We start from the raw sequence: 22,498 nt of genomic DNA on the forward strand, positions 1-22,498 counted from the left end.
CATGGCGTACCGGGGCCCTCGTACAGGCCGTGACTAGCCGCCGAACTCCTCCAGGCCCTTCAGCGCCTGGTCCAGCAGGGCCTGGCGGCCCTCGAGCTCGCGGGCCAGCTTGTCGGCCTTCGCGTTGTTGCCCGCGGCACGGGCCGCGTCGATCTGCTCACGCAGCTTGTCGACCGCCGCCTGCAGCTGACCCGTCAGACCGGCCGCACGGGCCCGCGCCTCCGGGTTCGTACGACGCCACTCGCCCTCCTCGGCCTCCTGGATGGCCCGCTCCACCGCGTGCATCCGGCCCTCGACCTTCGGGCGGGCGTCGCGCGGCACGTGGCCGATGCCCTCCCAGCGCTCGTTGAGGGAGCGGAACGCGGCCCGGGCCGCCTTCAGGTCCGTCACGGGAACGAGCTTCTCGGCCTCGTCGGCCAGCTCCTCCTTCAGCTTCAGGTTCTCCACCTGCTCGGCGTCGCGCTCCGCGAACACCTCACCGCGCGCCGCGAAGAACACGTCCTGCGCACCGCGGAAGCGGTTCCACAGGTCGTCCTCGGCCTCGCGCTGCGCCCGGCCCGCCGCCTTCCAGTCCGCCATCAGCTCGCGGTAGCGGGCGGCCGTCGGACCCCAGTCGGTCGACTTCGACAGCGACTCGGCCTCCGCGACCAGCTTCTCCTTGACCTTGCGGGCGTCCTCGCGCTGCGCGTCGAGCGAGGCGAAGTGCGCCTTGCGGCGCTTGGAGAAGGCGGAACGGGCGTGCGAGAAGCGGTGCCACAGCTCGTCGTCCGACTTGCGGTCGAGGCGCGGCAGACCCTTCCAGGTGTCCACCAGGGCGCGCAGCCGCTCGCCCGCACTGCGCCACTGGTCGCTCTGCGCCAGCTGCTCGGCCTCGGCCACCAGCGCGTCCTTGGCCGCACGGGCCTCGTCCGTCTGCTTGGCCTTCTGGACCTTGCGCTCCTCGCGCCGCGAGTCCACGGTCGCGACCAGCTTGTCCAGCCGGACGCGCAGGGCGTCGAGGTCGCCCACGGCGTGGTGCTCTTCCACCTGCGTGCGCAGGTGGTCGATGGCCGTCTGCGCGTCCTTGGCGGACAGATCGGTGGTCCGCACCCGCCGTTCGAGGAGGCCGATCTCGACCACCAGGCCCTCGTACTTGCGCTCGAAGTAGGCCAGGGCCTCCTCAGGGGTGCCCGCCTGCCAAGAGCCGACGACCTTCTCGCCCTCGGCAGTACGCACGTACACGGTGCCCGTCTCGTCGACGCGGCCCCACGGGTCGCTGCTCACAGCGCCTCCTCCACCTGATGCCTGCGAGGGGTTCACCCCCTGGGCATCGTCCACAGTTTCCTGGGGCGGGCAGCGCCCGCCCTGCACAACGCCAACATAGGCGACCGCCGGGCCGGCTGTCCGCATCCCGCACGACGGAATATCGCCGTAGGGGCCGGACCGCGGCCGGTCCCGAGGCCGCCGGAACCCGTCAGTTCTGGGTGACGGCGCCCTTCTCGATGGTCACCGGGCTCTTGGGGGCGCCGTCCTGCCCGCCGTCGGCGGTACCGGCCTTGGCCACCGCCTCGAGGGCCTTCAGGCCCGCCGCGTCGATCTTGCCGAACGGCGTGTACGACGGAGCCAGCGGGCTGTCCTTGTAGACCAGGAAGAACTGGCTGCCACCGCTGTGCGGCTGGCCGGTATTGGCCATCGCCACCGTGCCCGCCGGGTAGATCACCTGGCCCTGCTCGTTCGGCTTGCCCAGCGAGTCGAGGTTCTCGTCCGCGATGGTGTAGCCGGGGCCGCCCATGCCCGTGCCCTCCGGGTCGCCGCACTGGAGTACGAAGATCCCGGACGTGGTCAGGCGGTGGCACTTGGTGTTGTCGAAGAAGCCCTTGTCCGCGAGCGACTTGAACGAGTTGATGGTCTCCGGCGTCTTCGCCGCGTCCATCTCGAACTTGATCTCGCCCGCGCTGGTCTTCAGGTCGAACGTGTACTTCGCGTTCTTGTCGATCGCCATCGCCGGCGAGGGCGACTGCTTCGGCGAGGGCGAGGCCGACGGGTTCGCCGCCGGATCCGCCGCCTGGTCCTTCTTGTCCTTGTCGAAGACGCCGCTCACGACGAGGCCGACCAGCGTCGCGACCACCACGGCCACCGCCGCGCCGATCACCGCCGCCCGCTGCCGCGACTTCCGCCGGGCCTCCGCCCGGCGCTTCTGCTGGCGCTCGTACTTCTCCCTGGCGAGCTGTCGCCGTCGCTGATCGCTCGTGACCACCGGGTCGTCTCCTTGTACGTGTATGGCACCGCTGTCCGGGCTCGGTTAGGCCGTACCGTATATGGGTTCGCTGTGTAACGAGCGGCGCCGGTAGGCTCTGAGCAGCAGCATTCCGAACTCGGCCGCTGCTGAAGCTCCCGCCGGACGACGATTGAGGACGAACGTGCTGATTGCCGGGTTCCCCGCCGGGGCCTGGGGGACCAACTGTTACGTGGTCGCCCCCGCCGCCGGTGAGGAGTGCGTCATCATCGACCCGGGCCACCAGGCCACCCAGGGTGTCGAGGAGACGCTGAAGAAGCATCGGCTCAAGCCCGTCGCGGTCGTCCTCACCCACGGCCACATCGACCATGTGGCCTCGGTGGTCCCGGTGTGCGGAGCGCACGACGTACCGGCCTGGATCCACCCCGAGGACCGCTTCATGATGAGCGACCCGGAGAAGGCGCTGGGACGCTCCCTGGGAGCACAGCTGATGGGCGAGCTCACCGTGGGGGAGCCCTCCGACGTGAAGGAGCTCACCGACGGCGCGAAGCTGGCGCTGGCGGGCATGGAGCTCACCGTCTCGCACGCGCCCGGTCATACCAGGGGGTCGGTGACCTTCGGGATGCCCGAGGCGGGGGACATCCCCCCGCTGCTGTTCTCGGGCGACCTGCTCTTCGCCGGCTCCATCGGACGTACCGACTTCCCGGGCGGCAGCCACGCGGACATGCTCGAGTCGCTGGCCCGCGTGTGCCTGCCGCTCGACGACTCGACCGTGGTGCTGCCCGGTCACAACGAGCACACGACCATTGGCCGTGAGCGCGCCACCAACCCGTACCTGCGGCAGGTGGCCGCCGGCCTGGGAGACGGCTTCACGTCTCCACGACGAGGAATGTGACGAGAGTTTCGTGAGCACCTTCAAGGCCCCCAAGGGCACGTACGACCTGATCCCGCCCTACTCGGCGAAGTACCTGGCCGTCCGCGACGCCATCTCCGGCCCCCTGCGGCTGTCCGGCTACGGGTACGTCGAGACGCCGGGCTTCGAGGACGTCGACCTGTTCGCGCGCGGTGTCGGCGAGTCCACCGACATCGTGACCAAGGAGATGTACACCCTCACGACGAAGGGCGGGGCCAACCTCGCGCTGCGTCCCGAGGGCACCGCGTCCGTGCTGCGCGCGGCGCTGGAGGCGAACCTGCACAAGGCCGGCGGCCTGCCGGTGAAGCTCTGGTACTCGGGCTCGTACTACCGCTACGAGCGCCCGCAGAAGGGCCGCTACCGCCACTTCTCGCAGGTCGGTGCCGAGGCGATCGGCGCCGAGGACCCTGCGCTGGACGCCGAGCTGATCATCCTGGCCGACCAGGCGTACCGCACGCTCGGCCTGCGCAACTTCCGGATCCTGCTGAACTCGCTGGGCGACAAGGAATGCCGCCCGGTGTACCGGGAGGCGCTCCAGGCCTTCCTGCGCGGGCTGGACCTGGACGCGGAGACCGTGCGCCGGGCCGAGATCAACCCGCTGCGCGTCCTCGACGACAAGCGGCCCGAGGTACAGAAGCAGCTGGTCGGCGCGCCGATGCTGCGGGACTACCTGTGCGACGCGTGCAAGGCGTACCACGAGGAGGTGCGGACGCTGATCACGGCGGCGGGCGTGGCCTTCGAGGACGACGAGAAGCTGGTGCGCGGCCTGGACTACTACACCCGCACCACGTTCGAGTTCGTCCACGACGGTCTGGGCTCGCAGTCGGCGGTGGGCGGCGGCGGGCGCTATGACGGGCTGTCCGAGATGATCGGCGGGCCGGCGCTGCCGTCGGTGGGCTGGGCGCTGGGCGTGGACCGTACGGTGCTGGCGCTCGAAGCCGAGGGTGTCGAGCTGGACATCCCGCCGACGACGTCGGTGTTCGCGGTGGCGCTGGGCGAGGCGAAGCCGGTGCTGTTCGGGCTGGTCACGGAGCTCCGCAAGGCCGGTGTCGCGGCGGACATCTCGTACGGGGGCAAGGGCCTCAAGGGCGCGATGAAGGACGCGAACCGGTCGGGGGCACGGTTCGCGGTGGTCGCGGGCGACCGGGACCTCGCCGAGGGTGTCGTCCAGCTGAAGGACATGGAGTCCGGGGAGCAGTCCCCGGTCGCCCTGACGGACGTGGTCGCCCTCCTGCGTACCAAGCTGGCCTGACGGAAGCCGTCACAGGAGCTCGTGCCGCATGGCTGTGGTCACCGCAGCCGTGCGGTCCGTGACCTCCAGCTTGCCGAAGATCCGCAGCAGGTGCGTTTTGACGGTGGATTCCGCGACGAACAGGCGGCGGCCGATCTCCGCGTTCGTCGCGCCCTCCGCGACCAGCCGGAGGACCGCCACCTCCCGGTCGGAGAGGCGCGGGCGCTCCGGGCGGGTGCGGAGGCGGTCCACCAGGCGGCCCGCCACCGACGGGGCCAGGACCGTCTCGCCCCGTACGGCCGCGCGGATCGCGTCGGCCAGTTCGGCCCGTGCCATGTCCTTCAGGAGGTAGCCCGCCGCCCCCGCCTCCACCGCCCGCAGGATGTCCCGGTCGTTCTCGTACGTCGTCAGGACCACGACCCTGACGGGCAGCCGGGCCGCGCTGATCCGGGCGATGGACTCGACGCCGTCGCCGTCCGGCATCCGCAGGTCCATGAGGATCAGGTCCAGGCCGCCGGGCACCAGCTCCGCGGCCAGCGCCTCCGCCTGCGGGCCGTTCGCGGCCTCCGCGACGACCTCCAGGTCCGGCTCCGCGCTGAGCATGCCGCGCAGGCCCTCCCGTACCACCGGGTGGTCGTCGGCCAGCAGGATGCGGATCATGTGCTGCGGCTCCTCAGAGCGTCGTCGGGAGAGTGGTCGTCGGGAGGGTGACGGTGACCGTCGTGCCGGTGCCCGGCACCGCGGCGATCGACGCGGTGCCGCCGACCTCCGCCGTGCGGGCGCGCAGCCCCCGCAGGCCGTGGCCCGGGCCGGGGGCCGCCGGGTCGAAGCCCCGCCCGGTGTCCCTGACCGTGACGGTCAGTTCGCCGTCACCGTAGGCCAGGGACACCGAACAGCGTGCACCCGCCCCCGCGTGCTTCGAGGCGTTCGACAGGGATTCCTGGCAGGACCGCAGGGCCACCACCTCCAGTACCGCGGCGAGCGGCCGGACCTCCCCGGTCACCGACACCGCCGCCGGCGGGGCCTGCCGGGCCGCGAGGCGGCGTACCGCGTCCGGCAGCGAGCCGGCGTCCAGGTCGGCGGGAGCGCCGCCCGCCACCAGGGCCCGGGCCTCGGCGAGGTTCTGCCGGGCGGTGGCGGCCATCAGCTCCAGATGCCGGTGGGCCTGCTCCGGATCCGTGTCCATCTCCGACTGCACGGCCTGGACCAGCATCAGCAGGCTCGTGAAGCCCTGGGCTAGGGTGTCGTGGATCTCGCGGGACATGCGTTCCCTTTCGGCATGGGCGCCCTGCGCGGCGGACAGCCGGGCCACTTCCTCCCGGCTGGCATCGAGTTCGGTGATGAGCGAGGCCCGCTCCCGGCTCTGCTCGATGATCCGGATGATCCAGGCGCCGAAGAAGGAGGAGAAGACGAGGGTGACGAAGGCGCTGGCCGCGTTGATGAAGACGATGTGGCCGGCCGGCTGCCACAGCAGCGCCCACCCGGCCACCGGCAGCAGCGCCACCACCCCCATCGCGCCGACCGCCCGGCGCAGCGGCAGCAGCATGAAGCAGTGCGGGGCGAGGGCGAAGGTGATCAGCCGGGTCTCGCCCGCCAGGGAGGCGGCGGGCAGGAACAGGGCCACCACCACGCCCAGGTAGCGCAGGGACAGCCCCGGTTCGGCCCCGGGATCCTTCTGGAGCAGGGGCCGGCCGGCCCACGCGTACCAGGGGATCAGCAGCGTGAGCAGGGCGGCGGCGGGGACCCGGTACGACAGCGGGGGAAAGTCCGTGCCCAGGACGAAGGCCACGGTCGCGACCCACACGAAGCCGAAGTAGAGGTCCCAGGGCCCGAACGCGCGGTCCCAGACGTGGGATTCGCGCGCTCCGGCCCTCCCGGTGAACCCGCTCAGCCGTCGCGGCGGTTCTTCCACTTGAAGGTCAGCAGACACAGCACCAATCCTCCGACGACCCAGGCACCCAGGACCAGGGCGACCTTTCCGTACTCCCAACTGCCCGCCTGCTCCAGGACGGCCGCGGACTCCGGCAGGAACACCCCGCGCAACCCCTGGCACATCCACTTGAGCGGGAACAGCGCGCCGACGTTCAGCAGCCAGTCCGGGATCGCGTTGACCGGGATGAACACGCCGGAGACGAACTGCAGGATCAGGAACGGCAGAACGACCACCGAGCTGGCGCTCTTGCCGGACTTGGGCAGGCTGCTGATGGCGATGCCGAGCAGGGCGCACCCGGTCAGGCCGAGGGCGAAGATCCAGCCGAAGGTCAGCCACTTCGAGGCCGAGGCCGGCAGATCGAGGCCGAAGAGGGTGGAACCGACGAGCAGCAGGATCGCGGTCTCGGCGAGCCCGGTGGCCAGCACCATCCAGACCTTGCCGAGGAAGTACGCGGCCGGGGGCATCGGAGTCCCGCGCAGCCGGCGCAGCACCTTCTCGTCGCGTTCGACGGCGATCGAGATCCCGAGCGACTGGAAGCTGGTGGACATGATGCCCGCCGCGACCATGCCGGCCGCGTACAGCTGGGAGGCGGTGACCCCGGTGTTCTCCACGCTGTCGCGGAAGATCGAGGCGAACAGGGCGAGGAAGACGATGGGGAAGGCGAAGGTGAAGATCATCGCGTCGCGCTGGCGGACGAACTGCCGGATCTCCAGGGCCCCGCGGCTCAGCCCCAGGGTCCAGGCGCCGGGCAGCGTCTGCGCGGCCGCCGCGGCCCTGCCGCCGGCCGTCGCGGTCGTGGCGGTCTTGGCGGTCGTGCTCATCGTGCGGCCTCCGGCTGCTGCGTGGTCGTGGGTACGAGCTGACCCGTGAGGCGCAGGTACACGTCCTCCAGGGTGGGCCGGCCGATCTTCAGCCCCGGGATCTCGCCCTCGAAGCGGGCCATGAGCTCGGCGACCGTGCGGGTGGGGGTCTCGGTGGCGATGCTGCGCGGGCTGCCGTCGGCCTCGGTCCATTCGACGGTGGCGCCGGTGCCGAAGCGGGAGCGCAGCTGGGCCGGTTCGCCCTCCGCGACGACCCTGCCGCTCGCGATGACCGCGAGGCGGTCGGCGAGGGCCTCGGCCTCCTCCAGGTAGTGCGTGGTGAGCACGATGGTGGTGCCCTCGCCGGCCAGCAGTCGGATCAGGTCCCAGAACTGGCGCCGGGCCGCCGGGTCGAAGCCGGTCGTCGGCTCGTCGAGGAGCAGCAGCTCGGGGCCGCCGATGACGCCGAGCGCCACGTCGAGCCGGCGCCGCTGGCCGCCCGAGAGGCCCTTCACGCGCTGGTCGCGCTTCTGCTCCAGGCCGACCAGGGCGATGACCTCGGCCGGGTCGCGCGGGGCCGGGTAGTAGCGGGCGAAGTGCTCGACCGTCTCCCGTACCGTCAGTTCCGCGGGCGCCGACTCGTCCTGCCAGACGATCCCGACGCGCGAGCGCCAGGCCCGCCCGGCGGTGGCCGGGTCCGCGCCGAGCACGCCGACCTCGCCGCCGTCCCGTTCCCGGTGGCCCTGCAGGATCTCCACCGTCGTGCTCTTGCCGGCGCCGTTGGGCCCGAGGAGGCCGAAGACCTCGCCCTGGCGGATCGTCAGGTCCAGTCCGTCCACTGCGGTGACCTCGCCGTATTGCTTGCGAAGCCCCCGTACTTCCACCGCGTTCCGTGTCATGTCCCACATGGTGTGGCGGAACCCGCTCCACCGGTCCCCCCGTGCGTACGTCCTTATGTCCACCGAACGGTGGACACCGGCTCAGTACGGCACAATGGCCGGTGCTTGTTGACCTTGCAGATGTGGAGCGGGCGGTATGACGACACGAGGTACGGACGCAGGCCCCGCCCCGCGGACGGTCGGCGCCAGCCGGGCACTCGCCCTGCTGCTGGTGATCACGGGCGCCGCGGGACTGCTCGCGGCCTGGGTGATCACGATCGACAAGTTCAAGCTGCTCGAGGACCCGAACTTCACGCCGGGCTGCAGCCTGAACCCGATCGTCTCCTGCGGCAACATCATGAAGAGCGACCAGGCGTCCGCGTTCGGCTTCCCGAACCCGATGCTGGGGCTGGTCGCGTACGGGATCGTCGTCTGCGTCGGCATGAGCGTGCTGGCCGGGGCCCGGTTCCGCCCCTGGTACTGGCTGACCCTCAACGCGGGCATGCTGTTCGGCGTCGTGTTCTGCGCCTGGCTGACCTACCAGTCGCTGTACAACATCAACTCGCTGTGCCTGTGGTGCTCGCTGGCGTGGGTCGCCACGATCTTCATGTTCTGGTACGTGACCGCGCACAACGTGCGGGAGGGCCTGCTGCCCGCCCCCGGCTGGCTGCGCTCCTTCCTCGACGAGTTCACCTGGGTGCTGCCGGTCCTGCACGTCGGGATCATCGGCATGCTGATCCTGACGCGCTGGTGGGACTTCTGGACCTCCTGAGGGCGCCGCTCGCCGTCGGTGGGCTGTCAGTGGGCTCGCTTAGGCTTCCTGTGTGGAACCAGACCTGTTCACCGCCGCTGCCGAAGACCGCCAGGAGAAGGATCCGGCGAGCTCCCCGCTCGCCGTCCGGATGCGCCCGCGCACCCTGGACGAGGTCGTCGGCCAGCAGCACCTGCTGAAGCCCGGATCGCCGCTGCGGCGGCTGGTCGGGGACGGGGCGGGCGGTCCGGCCGGAGCCTCGTCGGTGATCCTGTGGGGCCCGCCGGGCATCGGCAAGACCACCCTCGCGTACGTGGTGAGCCAGGCGACGCAGAAGCGGTTCGTGGAGCTGTCCGCGATCACGGCGGGCGTGAAGGAGGTCCGCGCCGTCATCGAGGGCGCCAAGCGGGCGGCCGGCGGGTACGGCAAGGACACGGTCCTCTTCCTCGACGAGATCCACCGCTTCAGCAAGGCCCAGCAGGACTCGCTGCTCCCCGCGGTCGAGAACCGCTGGGTGACGCTGATCGCCGCGACCACGGAGAACCCGTACTTCTCGATCATCTCCCCGCTGCTCTCGCGGTCGCTGCTGCTCACGCTGGAGCCGCTGACGGACGAGGACCTGAGCGCGCTGATGCGGCGCGCGCTGACCGAGCAGCGGGGCCTGGGCGGGGCGGTGACCTTGCCGGCGGACGCGGAGGCGCACCTGCTGCGGATCGCCGGCGGCGATGCCAGGCGGGCGCTGACGGCGCTGGAGGCCGGTGCCGGTTCGGCGATCGCCAAGGGGGAGTCCGAGATCAGCCTCCAGACGGTGGAGGAGGCGGTCGACCGGGCGGCGGTGAAGTACGACCGGGACGGCGACCAGCACTACGACGTGGCGAGCGCGCTGATCAAGTCGATCCGCGGCTCGGACGTGGACGCGGCGCTGCACTATCTGGCGCGGATGATCGAAGCGGGGGAGGACCCGCGGTTCATCGCGCGCCGCCTGATGATCTCGGCGAGCGAGGACATCGGGCTCGCGGACCCGACGGCCCTGCCGCTCGCGGTGGCCGCGGCGCAGGCGGTGGCGATGATCGGCTTCCCCGAGGCGGCGCTGACCCTCTCCCACGCGACGATCGCGCTGGCGCTGGCCCCGAAGTCGAACACGGCGACGACCGCGATCGGCGCGGCGCTGGCGGACGTCCGGGCGGGGCTGGCGGGCCCGGTGCCGACGCATCTGCGGGACGGGCACTACAAGGGCGCGGCCAAGCTGGGCCACGCCGTGGGGTACGTGTACCCGCACGACGTGCCGGGCGCGATCGCCGCCCAGCAGTACGCCCCCGACGCCGTCCACGGCAAGCGGTACTACGAGCCGACCCGCTACGGCGCCGAGGCCCGCTACGCGGACGTGGTGGAGAAGGTCCGAGAACGCCTCCGCGGCGGTGCCTGACCGTACCGTCGGCACCCGGGTCCGTCACTCCGGGGCGGGTCCCAGCGCGTCCCAGGGTCCGGCGGGTCCGGCGGGTCCGGCGCCCGGACGGCCGTCGGGGCGCCGGTTGATCCAGCCGAGGCCGCCGATGTCGAGCCGGAGACGCGCACGGGTGACGGCGACGTAGGCGAGGCGTGCCTCCGCGTCGTCGATCTCACCGGGAAGCGGGTCCCCGTTCTCGTCCGTCTCCTCGGCGTCCACCGGTTCGGTGAAGTCCTCGCCGATGCGGACCGAGGCCCATTCGCGCCCCTTGGCCTTGTGCGCCGTGGAGACCACGATCTCGGCACCCTGTTCGGCGGAGAGCCGTTCCACGGCGCTCAGGATGACGTCGACACCGTGCTCGTCCACCAGATCGACGAGGGGCAGCAGGTCCCGGCCCGAGGGGTCGTACTCGGCGTACTCCTGGAGCTCCCCCCAGGAGTCGAAGAGGATCAGTTCGGGGTGCGTACTGCGCTTGCCGGCCTTGAGGTCGCGCGCGGCCCGGGCGAGGGCACTCAGTGCCTCGCCGCCGCCGACGAGGGCGACCCTGCGGCCGTCCTCCAGCAGTCGCATGACTTCGAGCATGGCGCCGACGTTGGACCGGCACAGGATGGCCTCCGGCTTCTCCACCCGCTCCAGACGGGTCTCGATGGCCGGGGTGCCGGTCAGCCGGATCGGGGATTCGGCGAGGTGCAGCCAGCGGTTGGCCTCCTCGGCGAGCGCGGAGCCGAAGCGGAAGGATTGGGACAGGGCCAGCTGGGTCCCGTCGAAACCGCTCATCACATCCCTGGCACCGCGCCACCCGTAGATGGCCTGGGCCGAGTCGCCGACCATCACCAGCTGGGCGTGGTCGCGTTGCGCGGTGAAGATCTTCTCGACCACGGGATTGGTGTCCTGGGCCTCGTCCAGCAGCAGGAAGTCGGCCGGGATCACGGGGTCGGTGAGGGCCCAGATCTTCAGATAGTGGTCGTGGTCGAACCGGACCACGCCTTCGTGCGGGTTCTGCAGGTCCTCCCAGGCCTTGAGCGCGTACGGCAGCACCACGTCGACGAGCTGGGCGTGGAGATGTTCGGCCTCGATGCCGCGCAGCCGCGGGACGTGGTGGCGCCGGATGGTGCTGTCCGCGGACTGGCAGAAGCGGGTGACGGTCCGCAGCGCGGTGTACGACAGTGCCTTGTTGCTGACGTTGCGCTCGCCGATCCGCACGCGCATGCCGACCGCGATGCCGAGCAGGGCCCCGGTTTTCCAGCCGGGGACCCGAGGGGCGTTCAGCCGCGACGCATAGCCCCGGCCCACCGCGCCGAAGGCAAGGGAGTGGGCGGTCCTGCACTCCACCGTGGCGGGAAACCTGCCGGCCGCGTCCACGGCGATGGACTTGTTGAAGGCGATGTACCGGCCGCGTGCCGCCGTGCCCTTCGCCAGCATGGCCAGGGTCGTGGTCTTGCCCGTCCCGGCGCCCGCTTGGAGGACCAGGTGGTCCCCGCGCCTGAAGGAGTCGACAGCCGCGCTCTGCTCAGGGGTCGGGACAGCCATTGTGCTCCTCCGTGTAGCCGTGACGTCACCAAGCGACATCACGGTGGCACAGGAAGATCACGCGTGTCCGGCGATCACGGTTTCCTCGCTACCGGTGACCCGCCGCCGCGAACAGCGTGTGCATCGCCCGGCGCAGGTCGCAGACATCGCGTACCGGCGCCGGGAAGTCGAAGCGGGCGTCGAAGGAGGAGCCGCCGTCGCCCGTGAAGCGGACCCGCAGGCCCAGCCGGTCCAGGGCCAGGGGGACCGCGGTCGTGCCGGCGCTCTCCCGCGGGCCCAGCAGCGCGCACAGGTCGGCGATCCGGTCGCGGTGCGCGGCGGCCAGGTGCTGGAGGAGCTCCGTCTCGTGGTTCACCATCGGGTCCGGTTCCACCGTGGCCAGCTCCTCCGGGTCCACGTGCTCCGCGCCCCACAGGTCGTCCACCGAGATCTCGCCGACCTCGAGGCGCAGCATCACGAAGGACGGCCGGCCGTGCAGGCCGAGGAGTTCGCCCACCGGCCGGCGCTCCGCCAGCAGCGCCGCGCAGGCCGCGCGGTCGTCCCCGCGCACGTGCGTCAGCCACCCGGCCAGCCACGCACGGCCTCGGATACGATGGGGCACGGACACCGGCGCCACATCCGTGATCTCGATCACGGCCGTGAGGTCGTCGTCCTGGGCGTGAGCGGCTGCCCTGGCAGCCGCGGATTCCCCTGACACCAGGAGAATCACGTCCCCGTCCGGGGTGACGGTCCGAGCGGCCGGCATCCCCGTCCCGAACTCCGCCTGGTCAAGAGACCGCAGCTGGTCAACAGCACCCGGCAGCGTGAGGGATACTGAGGCGTTGGACTCTACGAGGGTTCGTACGCGTTCGGCTCCGGTGAGCTGCCGAACGCCTTCCCTGGGACGCGGCTGACCTTGCTTATCGTCGGCGCAAGCGGATTCTGTTTCGTCTGAATCCGAACTGCGTTGCGCACTGGGCAGGGGGATCCCATGTGGTCGAGACATTACGTCCTCCTCGCTAAGGTAAGCCTCACCTAACTTACATGGAGGTAGGTTCCACGTGAACCAGAAGCGACCCAAGGTCAAGAAGTCGCGTGCCCTCGGCATTGCGCTGACCCCGAAGGCCGTCAAGTACTTCGAGGCCCGCCCCTACCCGCCGGGCGAGCACGGCCGTGGCCGCAAGCAGAACTCGGACTACAAGGTTCGTCTGCTGGAGAAGCAGCGTCTGCGCGCTCAGTACGACATCTCTGAGCGTCAGATGGCCCGCGCGTACGACCGCGCCAAGAAGGCCGAAGGCAAGACGGGCGAGGCGCTGGTCGTCGAGCTCGAGCGTCGTCTCGACGCCCTGGTCCTGCGTTCGGGCATCGCCCGCACCATCTACCAGGCCCGCCAGATGGTCGTTCACGGCCACATCGAGGTCAACGGTGGCAAGGTCGACAAGCCGTCGTTCCGTGTCCGCCCGGACGACGTCATCACCGTGCGCGAGCGCAGCCGCGAGAAGGTTCCGTTCCAGGTTGCCCGTGAGGGTGGCTACGCAGGCGAGGGCGAGACCCCCCGTTACCTGCAGGTCAACCTGAAGGCCCTCGCCTTCCGCCTGGACCGCGACCCGAACCGCAAGGAAATCCCGGTCATCTGCGACGAGCAGCTCGTCGTCGAGTACTACGCCCGCTGATCCAGCGGACGTAGCCTCACAGGCTGGTCAGCCCGTCGGTTCCCCCTTGGGGGAGCCGACGGGCTTCCTGTTTTTCGGGCCGCTCGGACCGACCGGGCCGCCTGCCGTGCCCGCCGCGTCCCCGGCCCGCGGCCTCGGCAGCGGATCCGGCGCCGCCGGCACCGGCTCCGGCGCCCGCAGCGCCCGCTCGACCGCCTCCTCGGGCGAAAGGCTCCGGCCGTGCTGCGCGCACGCCTCGTACCGCTCCGCCCCCAGCAGCTCGCCCGCCCGCTCCCGGCACATCAGCCGCGGGGCGTTGAAGTATCCCGAGCCGAACAGCTGCAGGCCCACCCCGTCCCACATCGGCTCCGCCGCGCCCTGGAGCACCGCAGCCTCGGCCGGATGCCCCTCGACGGCCGTGACCAGGGCCAGCAGCTCCAGCGCCAGCACCAGCCCGACCAGGTCGCGGAAGGTGTGGTTGATCGTCACGCACTCGGTCAGCAGCCGCCGGGCCTCGGCCGCGCCCCCCGCCTCCAGGGCCGCGTACGCGAGGACGTACAGGGCGTACGCCTTCGTCCAGCGCTCCCCGCGCTCCTCGCAGATGTCCCGGACCTCCCGGCACAGCGAGAGCGCGCCCGCCAGATCCCCCTGGAAGGCCAGCGCCATCGCCAGCTCCACCTGGCACATCAGCACGTTGCTGTTCAGCTCCCCGGCCTCCCGGTACCGCTCCAGGGCCGAGCCCAGCAGCTCCCCGGCCCGCTCCATGTCGTCCGAGACCAGCGCCAGGCAGCCCAGCCGGTGCACCGCGTACGCCGCCGCCACCGGGTTCCCGGTGCGCGCCGCCCCGTCCCGGCACTCGTACAGGGCGCTCATCGAGGCCACCGCATCGCCCTGCAGGGCCGCCACGTATCCCAGCACCCACAGCGCCTTCAGCCGCGACCCCGGGTGCTCCGACTCCGCCGGGCCCGGCTCCAGCGTCCGGTCCAGCCAGTACCGGCCCTCGGTGAGCCGGCCGCAGCCCGCCCAGTAGAACCACAGCGTCCCCGCCAGGTACTGCCCCAGATGGGCCTCGTCCGGATCGTCCAGAGAGCACTCCAGCGCCAGCCGCAGATTCGGCAGCTCCGCCTCAACCAGCGCGGCCACCTCCTGCTGGCGCGGGCTGAACCAGTCCAGCTCGCACCAGGTCGCCAGCCCCAGGTACCAGTCCCTGTGGCGCCGCCGCAGCCGCCCGGCGTCGCCCGGCGACTCCAGCCACCCCGCTCCGTACACCCGTACGGTCTCCAGCATCCGGTAGCGCACCCCCGCCGCCGTCTCCTCCCGGGCCAGCAGCGACTGGGCGAGGAGCTCCCCGAGGACGTCCAGCACGGACTCCACCGGCAGGTCCGTCCCCGCGCACACGTACTCGGCGGCATCGAGGTCGAAGTGCCCGGCGAACACCGACAGCCGCGCCCACAGCAGCCGCTCCTGCGCGGTGCACAGCTCATGGCTCCAGCCGATCGCCGTACGCAGCGCCCGGTGCCGGGGCAGGGCCCCGCGCACCCCGCCCGTCAGCAGCGCGAACCGGTCCTCCAGCCGGGTCAGCACCTGCTCCGGGGACAGCACGCGCAGCCGCGCCGCCGCCAGCTCCAGGGCCAGCGGGATCCCGTCGAGCCGGCTGCACAGCTCCTCCAGCGCGGCCCGGTTGGCCGCGGTCACCGCGAAGCCCGGATCGGCGGCCGCCGCCCGCTCGGCCAGCAGTTCCAGCGCCTCGTCGGGGCCCGGCGGGGCCAGCGGGAAGGTCTGCTCCCCGTCGAGGTCCAGCGGCCGCCGCCCGGCGGCCAGCACCCGCAGGCCGGGGGAGCGGCGCAGCAGCTCCCGCAGCAGCCCGGCGGTCTCGTCGACGAGCTGCTCGAAGCCGTCCAGCACCAGGAGCAGCCGCCGCTCGGCGAGGTGCTCGGCCAGGACCGTCCGGGGCGGGCGCGTGGTGTGGTCGGTGAGGCCGAGCGACTCCGCCAGCGTGAGTTCGAGGAGCGCCGGATCGCGTACGCAGGACAGCTCGGCCAGCCAGACGCCGTCGCAGTAGCGTTCCTGCGCAGTACCGGCCGCAGCGTCCGCCTCGGCCGCCTCCCGGGCCGCCGCCAGCGCGAGCCGGGACTTGCCCACGCCGCCCACGCCGGTCACGGTGACCAGCCGGGAGGCCTCCAGCAGCCTCCCGACCTCGGAGAGTTCCGCACCCCGCCCGACGAGGCGGCTCAGCTCCGAGGGAAGATTGCCGCAGGTCCTGTGTTGCACGGGCCTCTGTCGCATGGGACACGGAGGGTACTGGTCCGGATGCGTTGCGTACAAGGCGGGTTGGCCGGACCGCGAATTCGGGTACGGCGGTGGATCTCCGGCGCGATAGGGTCGGAGAACGACTTTTCCACGTAGTGATCAACAGGTAGAGAGCGGTGCAACGTGTCCGGTGGAGAGGTGGCCGGGATCCTCGTGGCCGTCTTCTGGGCCATTCTGGTCTCCTTCCTCGCCGTGGTGCTGGTGAGGCTGGCCCAGGTGCTCAAGGCGACGACCAAGCTGGTGGCCGACGTGACCGACCAGGCCGTCCCGCTGCTGGCGGACGCCTCCACCACGGTCCGCTCCGCGCGCACCCAGCTCGACCGGGTCGACGCCATCGCGAGCGACGTCCAGGAAGTCACCTCGAACGCCTCCGCGCTGTCCTCCACCGTGGCCTCCACCTTCGGCGGACCGCTGGTCAAGGTCGCGGCCTTCGGCTACGGGGTCCGCAAGGCCCTGGGCAAATCCACGGAAGGGGCGCCGCCGAAGGCGTCCCGACGTAACGTGATCGTTGGCCGTACGGTGCCGGCCGCCCGGCGCCGGAAACAGAAGGGCTGAAACCTCCGATGTTCCGCCGAGCCTTCTGGTTCACCGCAGGCGCAGCCGCCGGCGTGTGGGCCACCACCAAGGTCAACCGCCAGCTCAAGAAGCTGACACCGGAGAGCCTCGCCGCCCAGGCCGCCGACAAGGCCGTGGAGGCGGGTCACCGCCTCAAGGACTTCGCCCTCGACGTGAAGGCGGGAATGTCGCAGCGCGAGGACGAGCTGAACGACGCACTGGGGTTGCACCAGGACCCCGATCGGCCCGACGACGTCACCGCCCTCCCCGGGCAGCGGCGGCTGTGGGCCATCCAGAACGACAAGACCACCCACTCCTCGAACCAGTCGAGGGTTACGTACAACCGGAATGAGGACCACTGATGGAGTCGGCTGAAATCCGCCGCCGCTGGCTGAGCTTCTTCGAGGAGCGCGGTCACGCCGTTGTCCCTTCGGCGTCGCTCATCGCGGACGACCCGACTCTGCTGCTGGTCAACGCGGGCATGGTCCCGTTCAAGCCGTACTTCCTCGGCGAGACCAAGCCCCCGGCCCCGCGGGCCACCAGCGTGCAGAAGTGCGTCCGTACGCCGGACATCGAAGAGGTCGGCAAGACCACCCGCCACGGCACGTTCTTCCAGATGTGCGGCAACTTCTCCTTCGGCGACTACTTCAAGGAAGGCGCCATCAAGTACGCCTGGGAGCTGCTGACCAGCTCCGTGGCGGACGGCGGCTACGGCCTGGAGCCGGAGAAGCTGTGGATCACGGTCTACCTCGACGACGACGAGGCCGAGACGATCTGGCGTGACGTCATCGGCGTCCCCGCCGAGCGCATCCAGCGCCTGGGCAAGAAGGACAACTTCTGGTCCATGGGCGTCCCCGGCCCGTGCGGCCCGTGCTCCGAGATCAACTACGACCGCGGTCCGGAGTTCGGTGTCGAGGGCGGCCCGGCCGTCAACGACGAGCGGTACGTGGAGATCTGGAACCTGGTCTTCATGCAGTACGAGCGCGGCGCCGGCGACGGGAAGGAAGACTTCCCGATCCTCGGCGACCTGCCCTCGAAGAACATCGACACCGGCCTCGGCCTCGAGCGCCTCGCGATGATCCTGCAGGGCGTGCAGAACATGTACGAGACCGACACCCTGCGCGTGGTCATGGACAAGGCCACCGAGCTGACCGGCGTTCGCTACGGCGCCGCGCAGAACACCGACGTCTCGATGCGCGTGGTCGCCGACCACATCCGCACCTCGGTCATGCTCATCGGCGACGGCGTGACCCCCGGCAACGAGGGCCGCGGCTACGTGCTGCGCCGCATCATGCGCCGCGCCATCCGCAACATGCGCCTCATGGGCGCCACCGGCCCGGTCGTCCAGGACCTCGTCGACGTCGTGATCAACACGATGGGGCAGCAGTACCCGGAGCTGGTGACCGACCGCAAGCGCATCGAGACCGTCGCGCTCGCCGAAGAGGCGGCCTTCCTGAAGGCCGTCAAGGGCGGCACGAACATCCTCGACACCGCCGTGACCGAGACCAAGGCCGCCGGCGGCACGGTCCTCTCCGGCGACAAGGCGTTCCTGCTCCACGACACCTGGGGCTTCCCGATCGACCTCACCCTGGAGATGGCCGCCGAGCAGGGCCTCTCCGTGGACGAGCCCGGCTTCCGCCGCCTGATGCAGGAGCAGCGCGACCGCGCCAAGGCCGACGCCAAGGCCAAGAAGACCGGCCACGCGGACATGTCCGCCTACCGGGAGATCGCCGACAACGCCGGCGGTACCGAGTTCACCGGCTACGCCACCAACCAGGGCGAGTCCACCATCGTCGGCCTGCTGGTCAACGGCGTGTCCGCGCCCGCCGCCTCGGAGGGCGACGAGGTCGAGGTCGTCCTGGACCGCACCCCCTTCTACGCCGAGGGCGGCGGCCAGCTCGCCGACCAGGGCCGCATCAAGCTCGACTCCGGCGCCGTCATCGTCGTCCGCGACGTGCAGCAGCCCGTCCCGGGCGTCTCCGTGCACAAGGGCTCGGTCCAGGTGGGCGAGGTGACGGTGGGCGCCTCCGCGTACGCCGCCATCGACGTGAACCGCCGCCGGGCCATCGCCCGCGCCCACTCCGCCACGCACCTGACCCACCAGGCGCTGCGCGACGCGCTGGGCCCGACGGCCGCCCAGGCCGGCTCCGAGAACTCGCCGGGCCGCTTCCGCTTCGACTTCGGCTCGCCGAACGCGGTGCCCGGCACGGTCCTGACCGACGTCGAGCAGAAGATCAACGACGTGCTCTCCCGCGAGCTCGACGTCACCGCCGAGATCATGAGCATCGACGAGGCGAAGAAGCAGGGCGCCATCGCCGAGTTCGGCGAGAAGTACGGCGAGCGCGTGCGCGTGGTGACCATCGGCGACTTCTCCAAGGAGCTGTGCGGCGGCACCCACGTCGCCAACACCGCCCAGCTGGGTCTGGTGAAGCTGCTCGGCGAGTCCTCCATCGGCTCCGGCGTGCGCCGTGTCGAGGCCCTCGTCGGCGTGGACGCGTACAACTTCCTCGCCCGGGAGCACACGGTCGTCGCCCAGCTCCAGGAGCTGGTCAAGGGCCGTCCCGAGGAGCTGCCGGAGAAGATCGCCTCCATGCTCGGCAAGCTGAAGGACGCCGAGAAGGAGATCGAGAAGTTCCGCGCGGAGAAGGTCCTCCAGGCCGCCGCCGGTCTCGCCGAGAACGCCCAGGACATCCGTGGCGTCGCCCTCGTCGTGGGCACCGTCCCGGACGGCACCGGCGCCGACGACCTGCGCAAGCTGGTCCTCGACGTCCGCGGCCGCATCCAGGGCGACCGCCCGGCCGTCGTGGCCCTGTTCACCACGGCGGGCGGCCGCCCGCTGACCGTGATCGCCACCAACGAGGCCGCCCGCGAGCGCGGTCTCAAGGCCGGCGACCTGGTCCGCACCGCCGCCAAGACCCTCGGTGGCGGCGGTGGCGGCAAGCCCGACGTCGCCCAGGGCGGCGGCCAGAACCCGGCCGCCGTTCCCGACGCCATCGCCGCGGTCGAACGCCTCGTCGTCGAGACGGTCTGACCATGACTCTGCGCCGTGGCCGCCGTCTCGCCATCGATGTCGGGGACGCCCGTATCGGGGTCGCCTCGTGCGACCCCGACGGGGTGCTCGCCACACCGGTGGAAACCGTTCCGGGCCGGGACATCCCCTTCGCCCACCGGCGGCTGCGGCAGCTCGTCGAGGAGTACGAACCCCTGGAGGTCGTGGTCGGCCTGCCCCGCTCGCTCAGCGGGCGGGAGGGGCCGGCCGCGGCCAAGGTGCGCGCCTTCGCGAACGAACTCGCGAAGGGCATCAAGCCGGTGACGGTCCGTCTGGTGGACGAGCGGATGACCACGGTCACCGCCGCCCAGGGGCTGCGGGCCTCGGGGAGGAACGCGAAGAAGGGCCGCTCGGTGATCGACCAGGCGGCCGCTGTGGTGATCCTTCAGAACGCTCTTGAGACCGAACGGGTATCAGGTAATCCGCCCGGTGAGTGCGTCGAAGTGGTTGTCTGATCGCGATACGGTAACGTTCCGCGCGATGCGGCGGCATTCGAACAGTCGTCGCCCACCACTTCAGAGGCGGAACCGGGTGCCGTGGCGGATGTAGCCGCTGCCTCCGTCTCGCGGCTCTAGGGGATCGATGACTGAGTATGGCCGGGGCCGTGGCCCCGAACCGTGGCACCCGGAGGACCCCCTGTACGGGGACCACGGGTGGACCGGGCACGAGGCCCAGCAGGCTCAGATGCCCTATGCCGGTGGCCCGCAGCAGCAGCATCCGCAGGAGCCGCAGTACCAGCAGGACCCACAGCAGTACCAGCAGAGCCCGCAGTACCAGCAGGACCAGTACCAGCAGGGCCAGTACCTGCAGGAGCCCCAGTACCAGCAGCAGTACGGGCAGCAGGGGCAGTACCCGGAGCAGCAGCAGGGCTATGCCCCGCAGCAGCCCCACCAGGCTCACCAGCAGCAGCTGCTGCACCCGCAGCCGCAGCCGCAGCAGCAGCCGGCGTACGACGGTCAGGGCTGGGACACCGGCCAGGGCCAGTACACCGGTGTCCCGCAGGCCGACCCGTACCTCGGCGCGGACCCGTACGCCCAGCAGCCCGTCGGCGGCTACCCGGGCGAGGCCCCCGACCTCTACGGCACCCCCGAGGCCTACCCGCCGCCGCAGCCCCCGGGCCGGCGCCACCTGGTCACGGAGGAGGAGCCGGAGGCGGAGTACGCCGACGAGGAGGCCGAGGAGGCCTCGATCCTGCCGGGCGGCGGAGGCGACGACGATTCCGACGATCCGAACGCCGGCGGACGCCGCGGCCGCTCGAAGGACAAGCAGCCCAAGCGCCGCAACGGTGCGGCCTGCCTGATCGCCGCCCTCGTCATCGTGGGCGTCATCGGCGGTGGCGGCTACTACGGCTACGACTACATCAAGTCCAAGTTCAGCACCGGCGAGGACTACGCCGGTGAGGGCGAGGGCTCCGTGGCCATCGACATCCCCAAGGGCACCGGCATCGGTGAGATGGGCCGCATCCTCAAGGCGCACGGCGTCGTCAAGAGCGCGGACGCCTTCGTCGCCGCCGCCAAGGCGAACCCCAAGGGCGGTGCGATCCAGGCGGGCTCCTACGTGATGAAGGAGCACATGTCGGGCAAGGCCGCCGTGAACCTCATGGTGAACGGCGCCGGGGTCAACGCCCTGGACGTCATCCCGGGCTGGAAGAACATCCAGGTCTACAAGGCCATCGACGAGAAGCTCAAGCTCAAGGAGGGCACCACCAAGGACATCGCCTCCAAGGAGGCGAAGAACCTCGGTCTGCCCGAGTGGGCCAACAACAGCAAGGACATCAAGGACCCGCTGGAGGGCTTCCTCTACCCGGCCCGCTACGACCTCAGCAAGGACGCGAGCCCCCAGTCGCTGCTCAAGCAGATGGTGGCCAAGTCCAACGAGGCCTACGCGAGCGCGGACCTCCAGGGTCAGGCGGCCAAGCTGGGCCTCGCGAACCCGCTGCAGCTCGTCACCGTCGCGAGCCTCGTCCAGGCCGAGGGCAAGTACCAGCACGACTTCGACAAGATCTCCCGGGTGGTCTACAACCGGCTCAAGCCGGGCAACACCGAGACGTACGGTCTGCTCGACTTCGACTCCACGGTCAACTACATCAAGGGCCAGAGCACCCTGGACGTCGGTGCCGTCAACGACCTGCGCAAGCTCGACGACCCGTACAACACCTACAAGATCAAGGGCCTGCCCGCCGGCCCGATCGGCAACCCGGGCCCGGACGCGCTGAAGTCGGCGATCAACCCGGCCGCCGGACCGTGGTACTACTTCGTGTCGGTGAACGAGAACGAGACCCTCTTCGCCGTGACGAACGCCGAGCACAACCAGAACCGCCAGCGGTACGAAGAGGAACGGAAGAAGGCAGGGCAGTGATACGCGCAGCCGTGCTCGGTTCACCGATCGAGCACTCCCTCTCCCCGGTGCTGCACCGCGCCGCGTACCAGGAGCTCGGTCTCGACGACTGGTCCTACGACCGCTTCGAGATAGACGAGGCCGCGCTCCCGCAGTTCGTCGCCGGCCTCGGCCCCGAGTGGGCCGGGCTGTCCCTGACGATGCCGCTCAAGCGCGCGGTCATCCCGCTGCTCGACGGCATCAGCGACACCGCCGCCTCGGTCGAGGCGGTCAACACGGTCGTCCTGACCAAGGACGGGCGGCGCCTCGGCGACAACACCGACATCCCCGGGATCGTCTCGGCGCTCCACGAGCGCGGCGTCGACAAGGTCGAGAGCGCCACCATCCTCGGCGCCGGCGCCACCGCCTCCTCGGCACTGGCCGCCCTCGCCCGGATCTGCTCCGGCGAGGTCACGGTGTACGTGCGCTCCCGGGCCCGCGCCGAGGAGATGCAGGAGTGGGGCGAGCGCCTCGGCGTGGCCGTCCGCACGGCCGACTGGACCGACGCGGCCGACGGGCTGGGCGCGCCGCTGGTCATCGCGACCACCCCCGCCAGCGCCACGGACTGGCTCGCAGCCGCCGTACCGGCCGCCCCGGGGACCCTGTTCGACGTCCTGTACGACCCGTGGCCGACCGCCCTCGCGGCGGCCTGGGCGCAGCGTGACGGCCGCCTCCTCGGCGGCCTGGACCTCCTCGTGCACCAGGCGGTGCTCCAGGTCGAGCAGATGACCGGCCGCCACACCGCGCCGCTGGCCGCCATACGGGCCGCCGGCGAGGCCGCCCTGCGCGCCCGCCACTAGCGGGTGTCCGGCGGATCATGGCCGGGCCCGGGCGGCACACCTGATGCACTGCGCCCACTGATCTTGCTCGCCTGAAGCC

General features: G+C 71.2%; 20 protein-coding genes. 11 read left to right on the top strand and 9 right to left on the bottom strand.

Going from position 1 to position 22,498, the window contains the following annotated elements:
- Window positions 1-33 precede the first annotated feature (33 nt).
- The gene (locus AB5J51_RS31385; protein ID WP_053786053.1) at window positions 34-1,263 is read right to left on the bottom strand and encodes a DUF349 domain-containing protein; all 1,230 of its coding nucleotides are present in this window, start codon (window positions 1,261-1,263) and stop codon (window positions 34-36) included.
- Window positions 1,264-1,453: 190 nt separating this feature from the next.
- On the bottom strand, window positions 1,454-2,236 hold the full coding sequence (locus AB5J51_RS31390) for a peptidylprolyl isomerase (RefSeq protein ID WP_369779165.1): 783 nt from the start codon (window positions 2,234-2,236) through the stop codon (window positions 1,454-1,456).
- 163 nt (window positions 2,237-2,399) lie between these two features.
- On the opposite strand from AB5J51_RS31390, the gene AB5J51_RS31395 reads away from it, so the two are divergent.
- Complete coding sequence (locus AB5J51_RS31395) at window positions 2,400-3,110, top strand: MBL fold metallo-hydrolase (protein ID WP_030294552.1); 711 nt, start codon at window positions 2,400-2,402, stop codon at window positions 3,108-3,110.
- Window positions 3,111-3,120: 10 nt separating this feature from the next.
- The gene (gene hisS / locus AB5J51_RS31400; protein ID WP_053786055.1) at window positions 3,121-4,380 is read left to right on the top strand and encodes a histidine--tRNA ligase; all 1,260 of its coding nucleotides are present in this window, start codon (window positions 3,121-3,123) and stop codon (window positions 4,378-4,380) included.
- 9 nt (window positions 4,381-4,389) lie between these two features.
- Here the strand turns inward: hisS and AB5J51_RS31405 are convergent, their stop codons facing one another.
- From AB5J51_RS31405 to AB5J51_RS31420, 4 genes are read right to left on the bottom strand one after another with little or no spacing between them, the layout of a single operon-like run.
- Entirely contained in the window at window positions 4,390-5,019 is a 630-nt protein-coding gene (locus tag AB5J51_RS31405; RefSeq protein WP_369779166.1) for a response regulator, read from the bottom strand.
- A gap of 13 nt (window positions 5,020-5,032) precedes the next feature.
- Entirely contained in the window at window positions 5,033-6,289 is a 1,257-nt protein-coding gene (locus tag AB5J51_RS31410; protein ID WP_369779167.1) for a sensor histidine kinase, read from the bottom strand.
- Window positions 6,247-7,113: an ABC transporter permease gene (locus AB5J51_RS31415; RefSeq protein WP_369779168.1), complete on the bottom strand. Its 867-nt coding sequence runs from the start codon at window positions 7,111-7,113 to the stop codon at window positions 6,247-6,249. The genes AB5J51_RS31410 and AB5J51_RS31415 overlap by 43 nt, the downstream gene beginning before the upstream one ends.
- Complete coding sequence (locus tag AB5J51_RS31420) at window positions 7,110-7,991, bottom strand: ABC transporter ATP-binding protein (protein WP_053786096.1); 882 nt, start codon at window positions 7,989-7,991, stop codon at window positions 7,110-7,112. The genes AB5J51_RS31415 and AB5J51_RS31420 overlap by 4 nt, the downstream gene beginning before the upstream one ends.
- Before the next feature lie 136 nt (window positions 7,992-8,127).
- On the opposite strand from AB5J51_RS31420, the gene AB5J51_RS31425 reads away from it, so the two are divergent.
- Both AB5J51_RS31425 and AB5J51_RS31430 read left to right on the top strand, forming a co-directional pair.
- On the top strand, window positions 8,128-8,742 hold the full coding sequence (locus AB5J51_RS31425) for a vitamin K epoxide reductase family protein (protein ID WP_053786059.1): 615 nt from the start codon (window positions 8,128-8,130) through the stop codon (window positions 8,740-8,742).
- A gap of 52 nt (window positions 8,743-8,794) precedes the next feature.
- The gene (locus tag AB5J51_RS31430; RefSeq protein WP_133898562.1) at window positions 8,795-10,147 is read left to right on the top strand and encodes a replication-associated recombination protein A; all 1,353 of its coding nucleotides are present in this window, start codon (window positions 8,795-8,797) and stop codon (window positions 10,145-10,147) included.
- A 24-nt stretch (window positions 10,148-10,171) separates the two neighbouring features.
- Here AB5J51_RS31430 and AB5J51_RS31435 read toward each other — a convergent pair whose 3' ends face one another.
- Both AB5J51_RS31435 and AB5J51_RS31440 read right to left on the bottom strand, forming a co-directional pair.
- On the bottom strand, window positions 10,172-11,698 hold the full coding sequence (locus AB5J51_RS31435; RefSeq protein WP_369779169.1) for a UvrD-helicase domain-containing protein: 1,527 nt from the start codon (window positions 11,696-11,698) through the stop codon (window positions 10,172-10,174).
- Between the two features lie 88 nt (window positions 11,699-11,786).
- Window positions 11,787-12,683 (bottom strand): DUF2470 domain-containing protein, encoded by an 897-nt coding sequence (locus AB5J51_RS31440; protein WP_240805297.1) that lies wholly within the window; start codon window positions 12,681-12,683, stop codon window positions 11,787-11,789.
- A 55-nt stretch (window positions 12,684-12,738) separates the two neighbouring features.
- Between AB5J51_RS31440 and rpsD the strand changes: the two genes are divergently transcribed.
- Window positions 12,739-13,350, top strand: a complete 612-nt coding sequence (gene rpsD / locus AB5J51_RS31445; protein WP_030294564.1) for a 30S ribosomal protein S4 — start codon at window positions 12,739-12,741, stop codon at window positions 13,348-13,350.
- 27 nt (window positions 13,351-13,377) lie between these two features.
- Here rpsD and AB5J51_RS31450 read toward each other — a convergent pair whose 3' ends face one another.
- The gene (locus tag AB5J51_RS31450; protein ID WP_369779170.1) at window positions 13,378-15,615 is read right to left on the bottom strand and encodes an AAA family ATPase; all 2,238 of its coding nucleotides are present in this window, start codon (window positions 15,613-15,615) and stop codon (window positions 13,378-13,380) included.
- A 147-nt stretch (window positions 15,616-15,762) separates the two neighbouring features.
- Between AB5J51_RS31450 and AB5J51_RS31455 the strand changes: the two genes are divergently transcribed.
- The 6 genes from AB5J51_RS31455 to AB5J51_RS31480 all read left to right on the top strand — a co-directional run bounded on the left by AB5J51_RS31455 (window position 15,763) and on the right by AB5J51_RS31480 (window position 22,419).
- The gene (locus AB5J51_RS31455) at window positions 15,763-16,194 is read left to right on the top strand and encodes a DUF948 domain-containing protein (protein ID WP_053786064.1); all 432 of its coding nucleotides are present in this window, start codon (window positions 15,763-15,765) and stop codon (window positions 16,192-16,194) included.
- Between the two features lie 8 nt (window positions 16,195-16,202).
- Entirely contained in the window at window positions 16,203-16,556 is a 354-nt protein-coding gene (locus AB5J51_RS31460) for a DUF6167 family protein (protein WP_053786065.1), read from the top strand.
- Window positions 16,556-19,225: an alanine--tRNA ligase gene (gene alaS, locus AB5J51_RS31465; protein WP_136224321.1), complete on the top strand. Its 2,670-nt coding sequence runs from the start codon at window positions 16,556-16,558 to the stop codon at window positions 19,223-19,225. The genes AB5J51_RS31460 and alaS overlap by 1 nt, the downstream gene beginning before the upstream one ends.
- Window positions 19,226-19,227: 2 nt before the next feature.
- Entirely contained in the window at window positions 19,228-19,698 is a 471-nt protein-coding gene (gene ruvX, locus AB5J51_RS31470) for a Holliday junction resolvase RuvX (RefSeq protein ID WP_030028999.1), read from the top strand.
- 127 nt (window positions 19,699-19,825) lie between these two features.
- The gene (mltG, locus tag AB5J51_RS31475) at window positions 19,826-21,601 is read left to right on the top strand and encodes an endolytic transglycosylase MltG (RefSeq protein WP_369779171.1); all 1,776 of its coding nucleotides are present in this window, start codon (window positions 19,826-19,828) and stop codon (window positions 21,599-21,601) included.
- Window positions 21,598-22,419 carry a shikimate dehydrogenase gene (locus tag AB5J51_RS31480; protein WP_053786068.1) on the top strand — a complete coding sequence of 274 codons (822 nt, stop codon included), beginning with the start codon at window positions 21,598-21,600 and terminating at the stop codon, window positions 22,417-22,419. Before mltG ends, AB5J51_RS31480 begins: the two co-directional genes overlap by 4 nt.
- Window positions 22,420-22,498: the final 79 nt, after the last annotated feature.

The organism is Streptomyces sp. R33 (genome assembly GCF_041200175.1).
GTDB classification, from domain to species: Bacteria; Actinomycetota; Actinomycetes; order Streptomycetales; family Streptomycetaceae; genus Streptomyces; species Streptomyces katrae_B.

What these genes read in the sequence shown, in the direction of transcription:
- AB5J51_RS31425 (WP_053786059.1), top strand. Translation starts at nt 8,128, where the DNA reads ATGACGACACGAGGTACGGACGCAGGCCCCGCCCCGCGGACGGTCGGC.
- AB5J51_RS31415 (WP_369779168.1), bottom strand. Translation starts at nt 7,113, where the DNA reads ATGAGCACGACCGCCAAGACCGCCACGACCGCGACGGCCGGCGGCAGG.
- AB5J51_RS31435 (WP_369779169.1), bottom strand. Translation starts at nt 11,698, where the DNA reads ATGGCTGTCCCGACCCCTGAGCAGAGCGCGGCTGTCGACTCCTTCAGG.
- AB5J51_RS31450 (WP_369779170.1), bottom strand. Translation starts at nt 15,615, where the DNA reads ATGCGACAGAGGCCCGTGCAACACAGGACCTGCGGCAATCTTCCCTCG.
- AB5J51_RS31420 (WP_053786096.1), bottom strand. Translation starts at nt 7,991, where the DNA reads ATGACACGGAACGCGGTGGAAGTACGGGGGCTTCGCAAGCAATACGGC.
- AB5J51_RS31405 (WP_369779166.1), bottom strand. Translation starts at nt 5,019, where the DNA reads ATGATCCGCATCCTGCTGGCCGACGACCACCCGGTGGTACGGGAGGGC.
- ruvX (WP_030028999.1), top strand. Translation starts at nt 19,228, where the DNA reads ATGACTCTGCGCCGTGGCCGCCGTCTCGCCATCGATGTCGGGGACGCC.
- alaS (WP_136224321.1), top strand. Translation starts at nt 16,556, where the DNA reads ATGGAGTCGGCTGAAATCCGCCGCCGCTGGCTGAGCTTCTTCGAGGAG.
- mltG (WP_369779171.1), top strand. Translation starts at nt 19,826, where the DNA reads ATGACTGAGTATGGCCGGGGCCGTGGCCCCGAACCGTGGCACCCGGAG.
- AB5J51_RS31460 (WP_053786065.1), top strand. Translation starts at nt 16,203, where the DNA reads ATGTTCCGCCGAGCCTTCTGGTTCACCGCAGGCGCAGCCGCCGGCGTG.
- AB5J51_RS31440 (WP_240805297.1), bottom strand. Translation starts at nt 12,683, where the DNA reads ATGTCTCGACCACATGGGATCCCCCTGCCCAGTGCGCAACGCAGTTCG.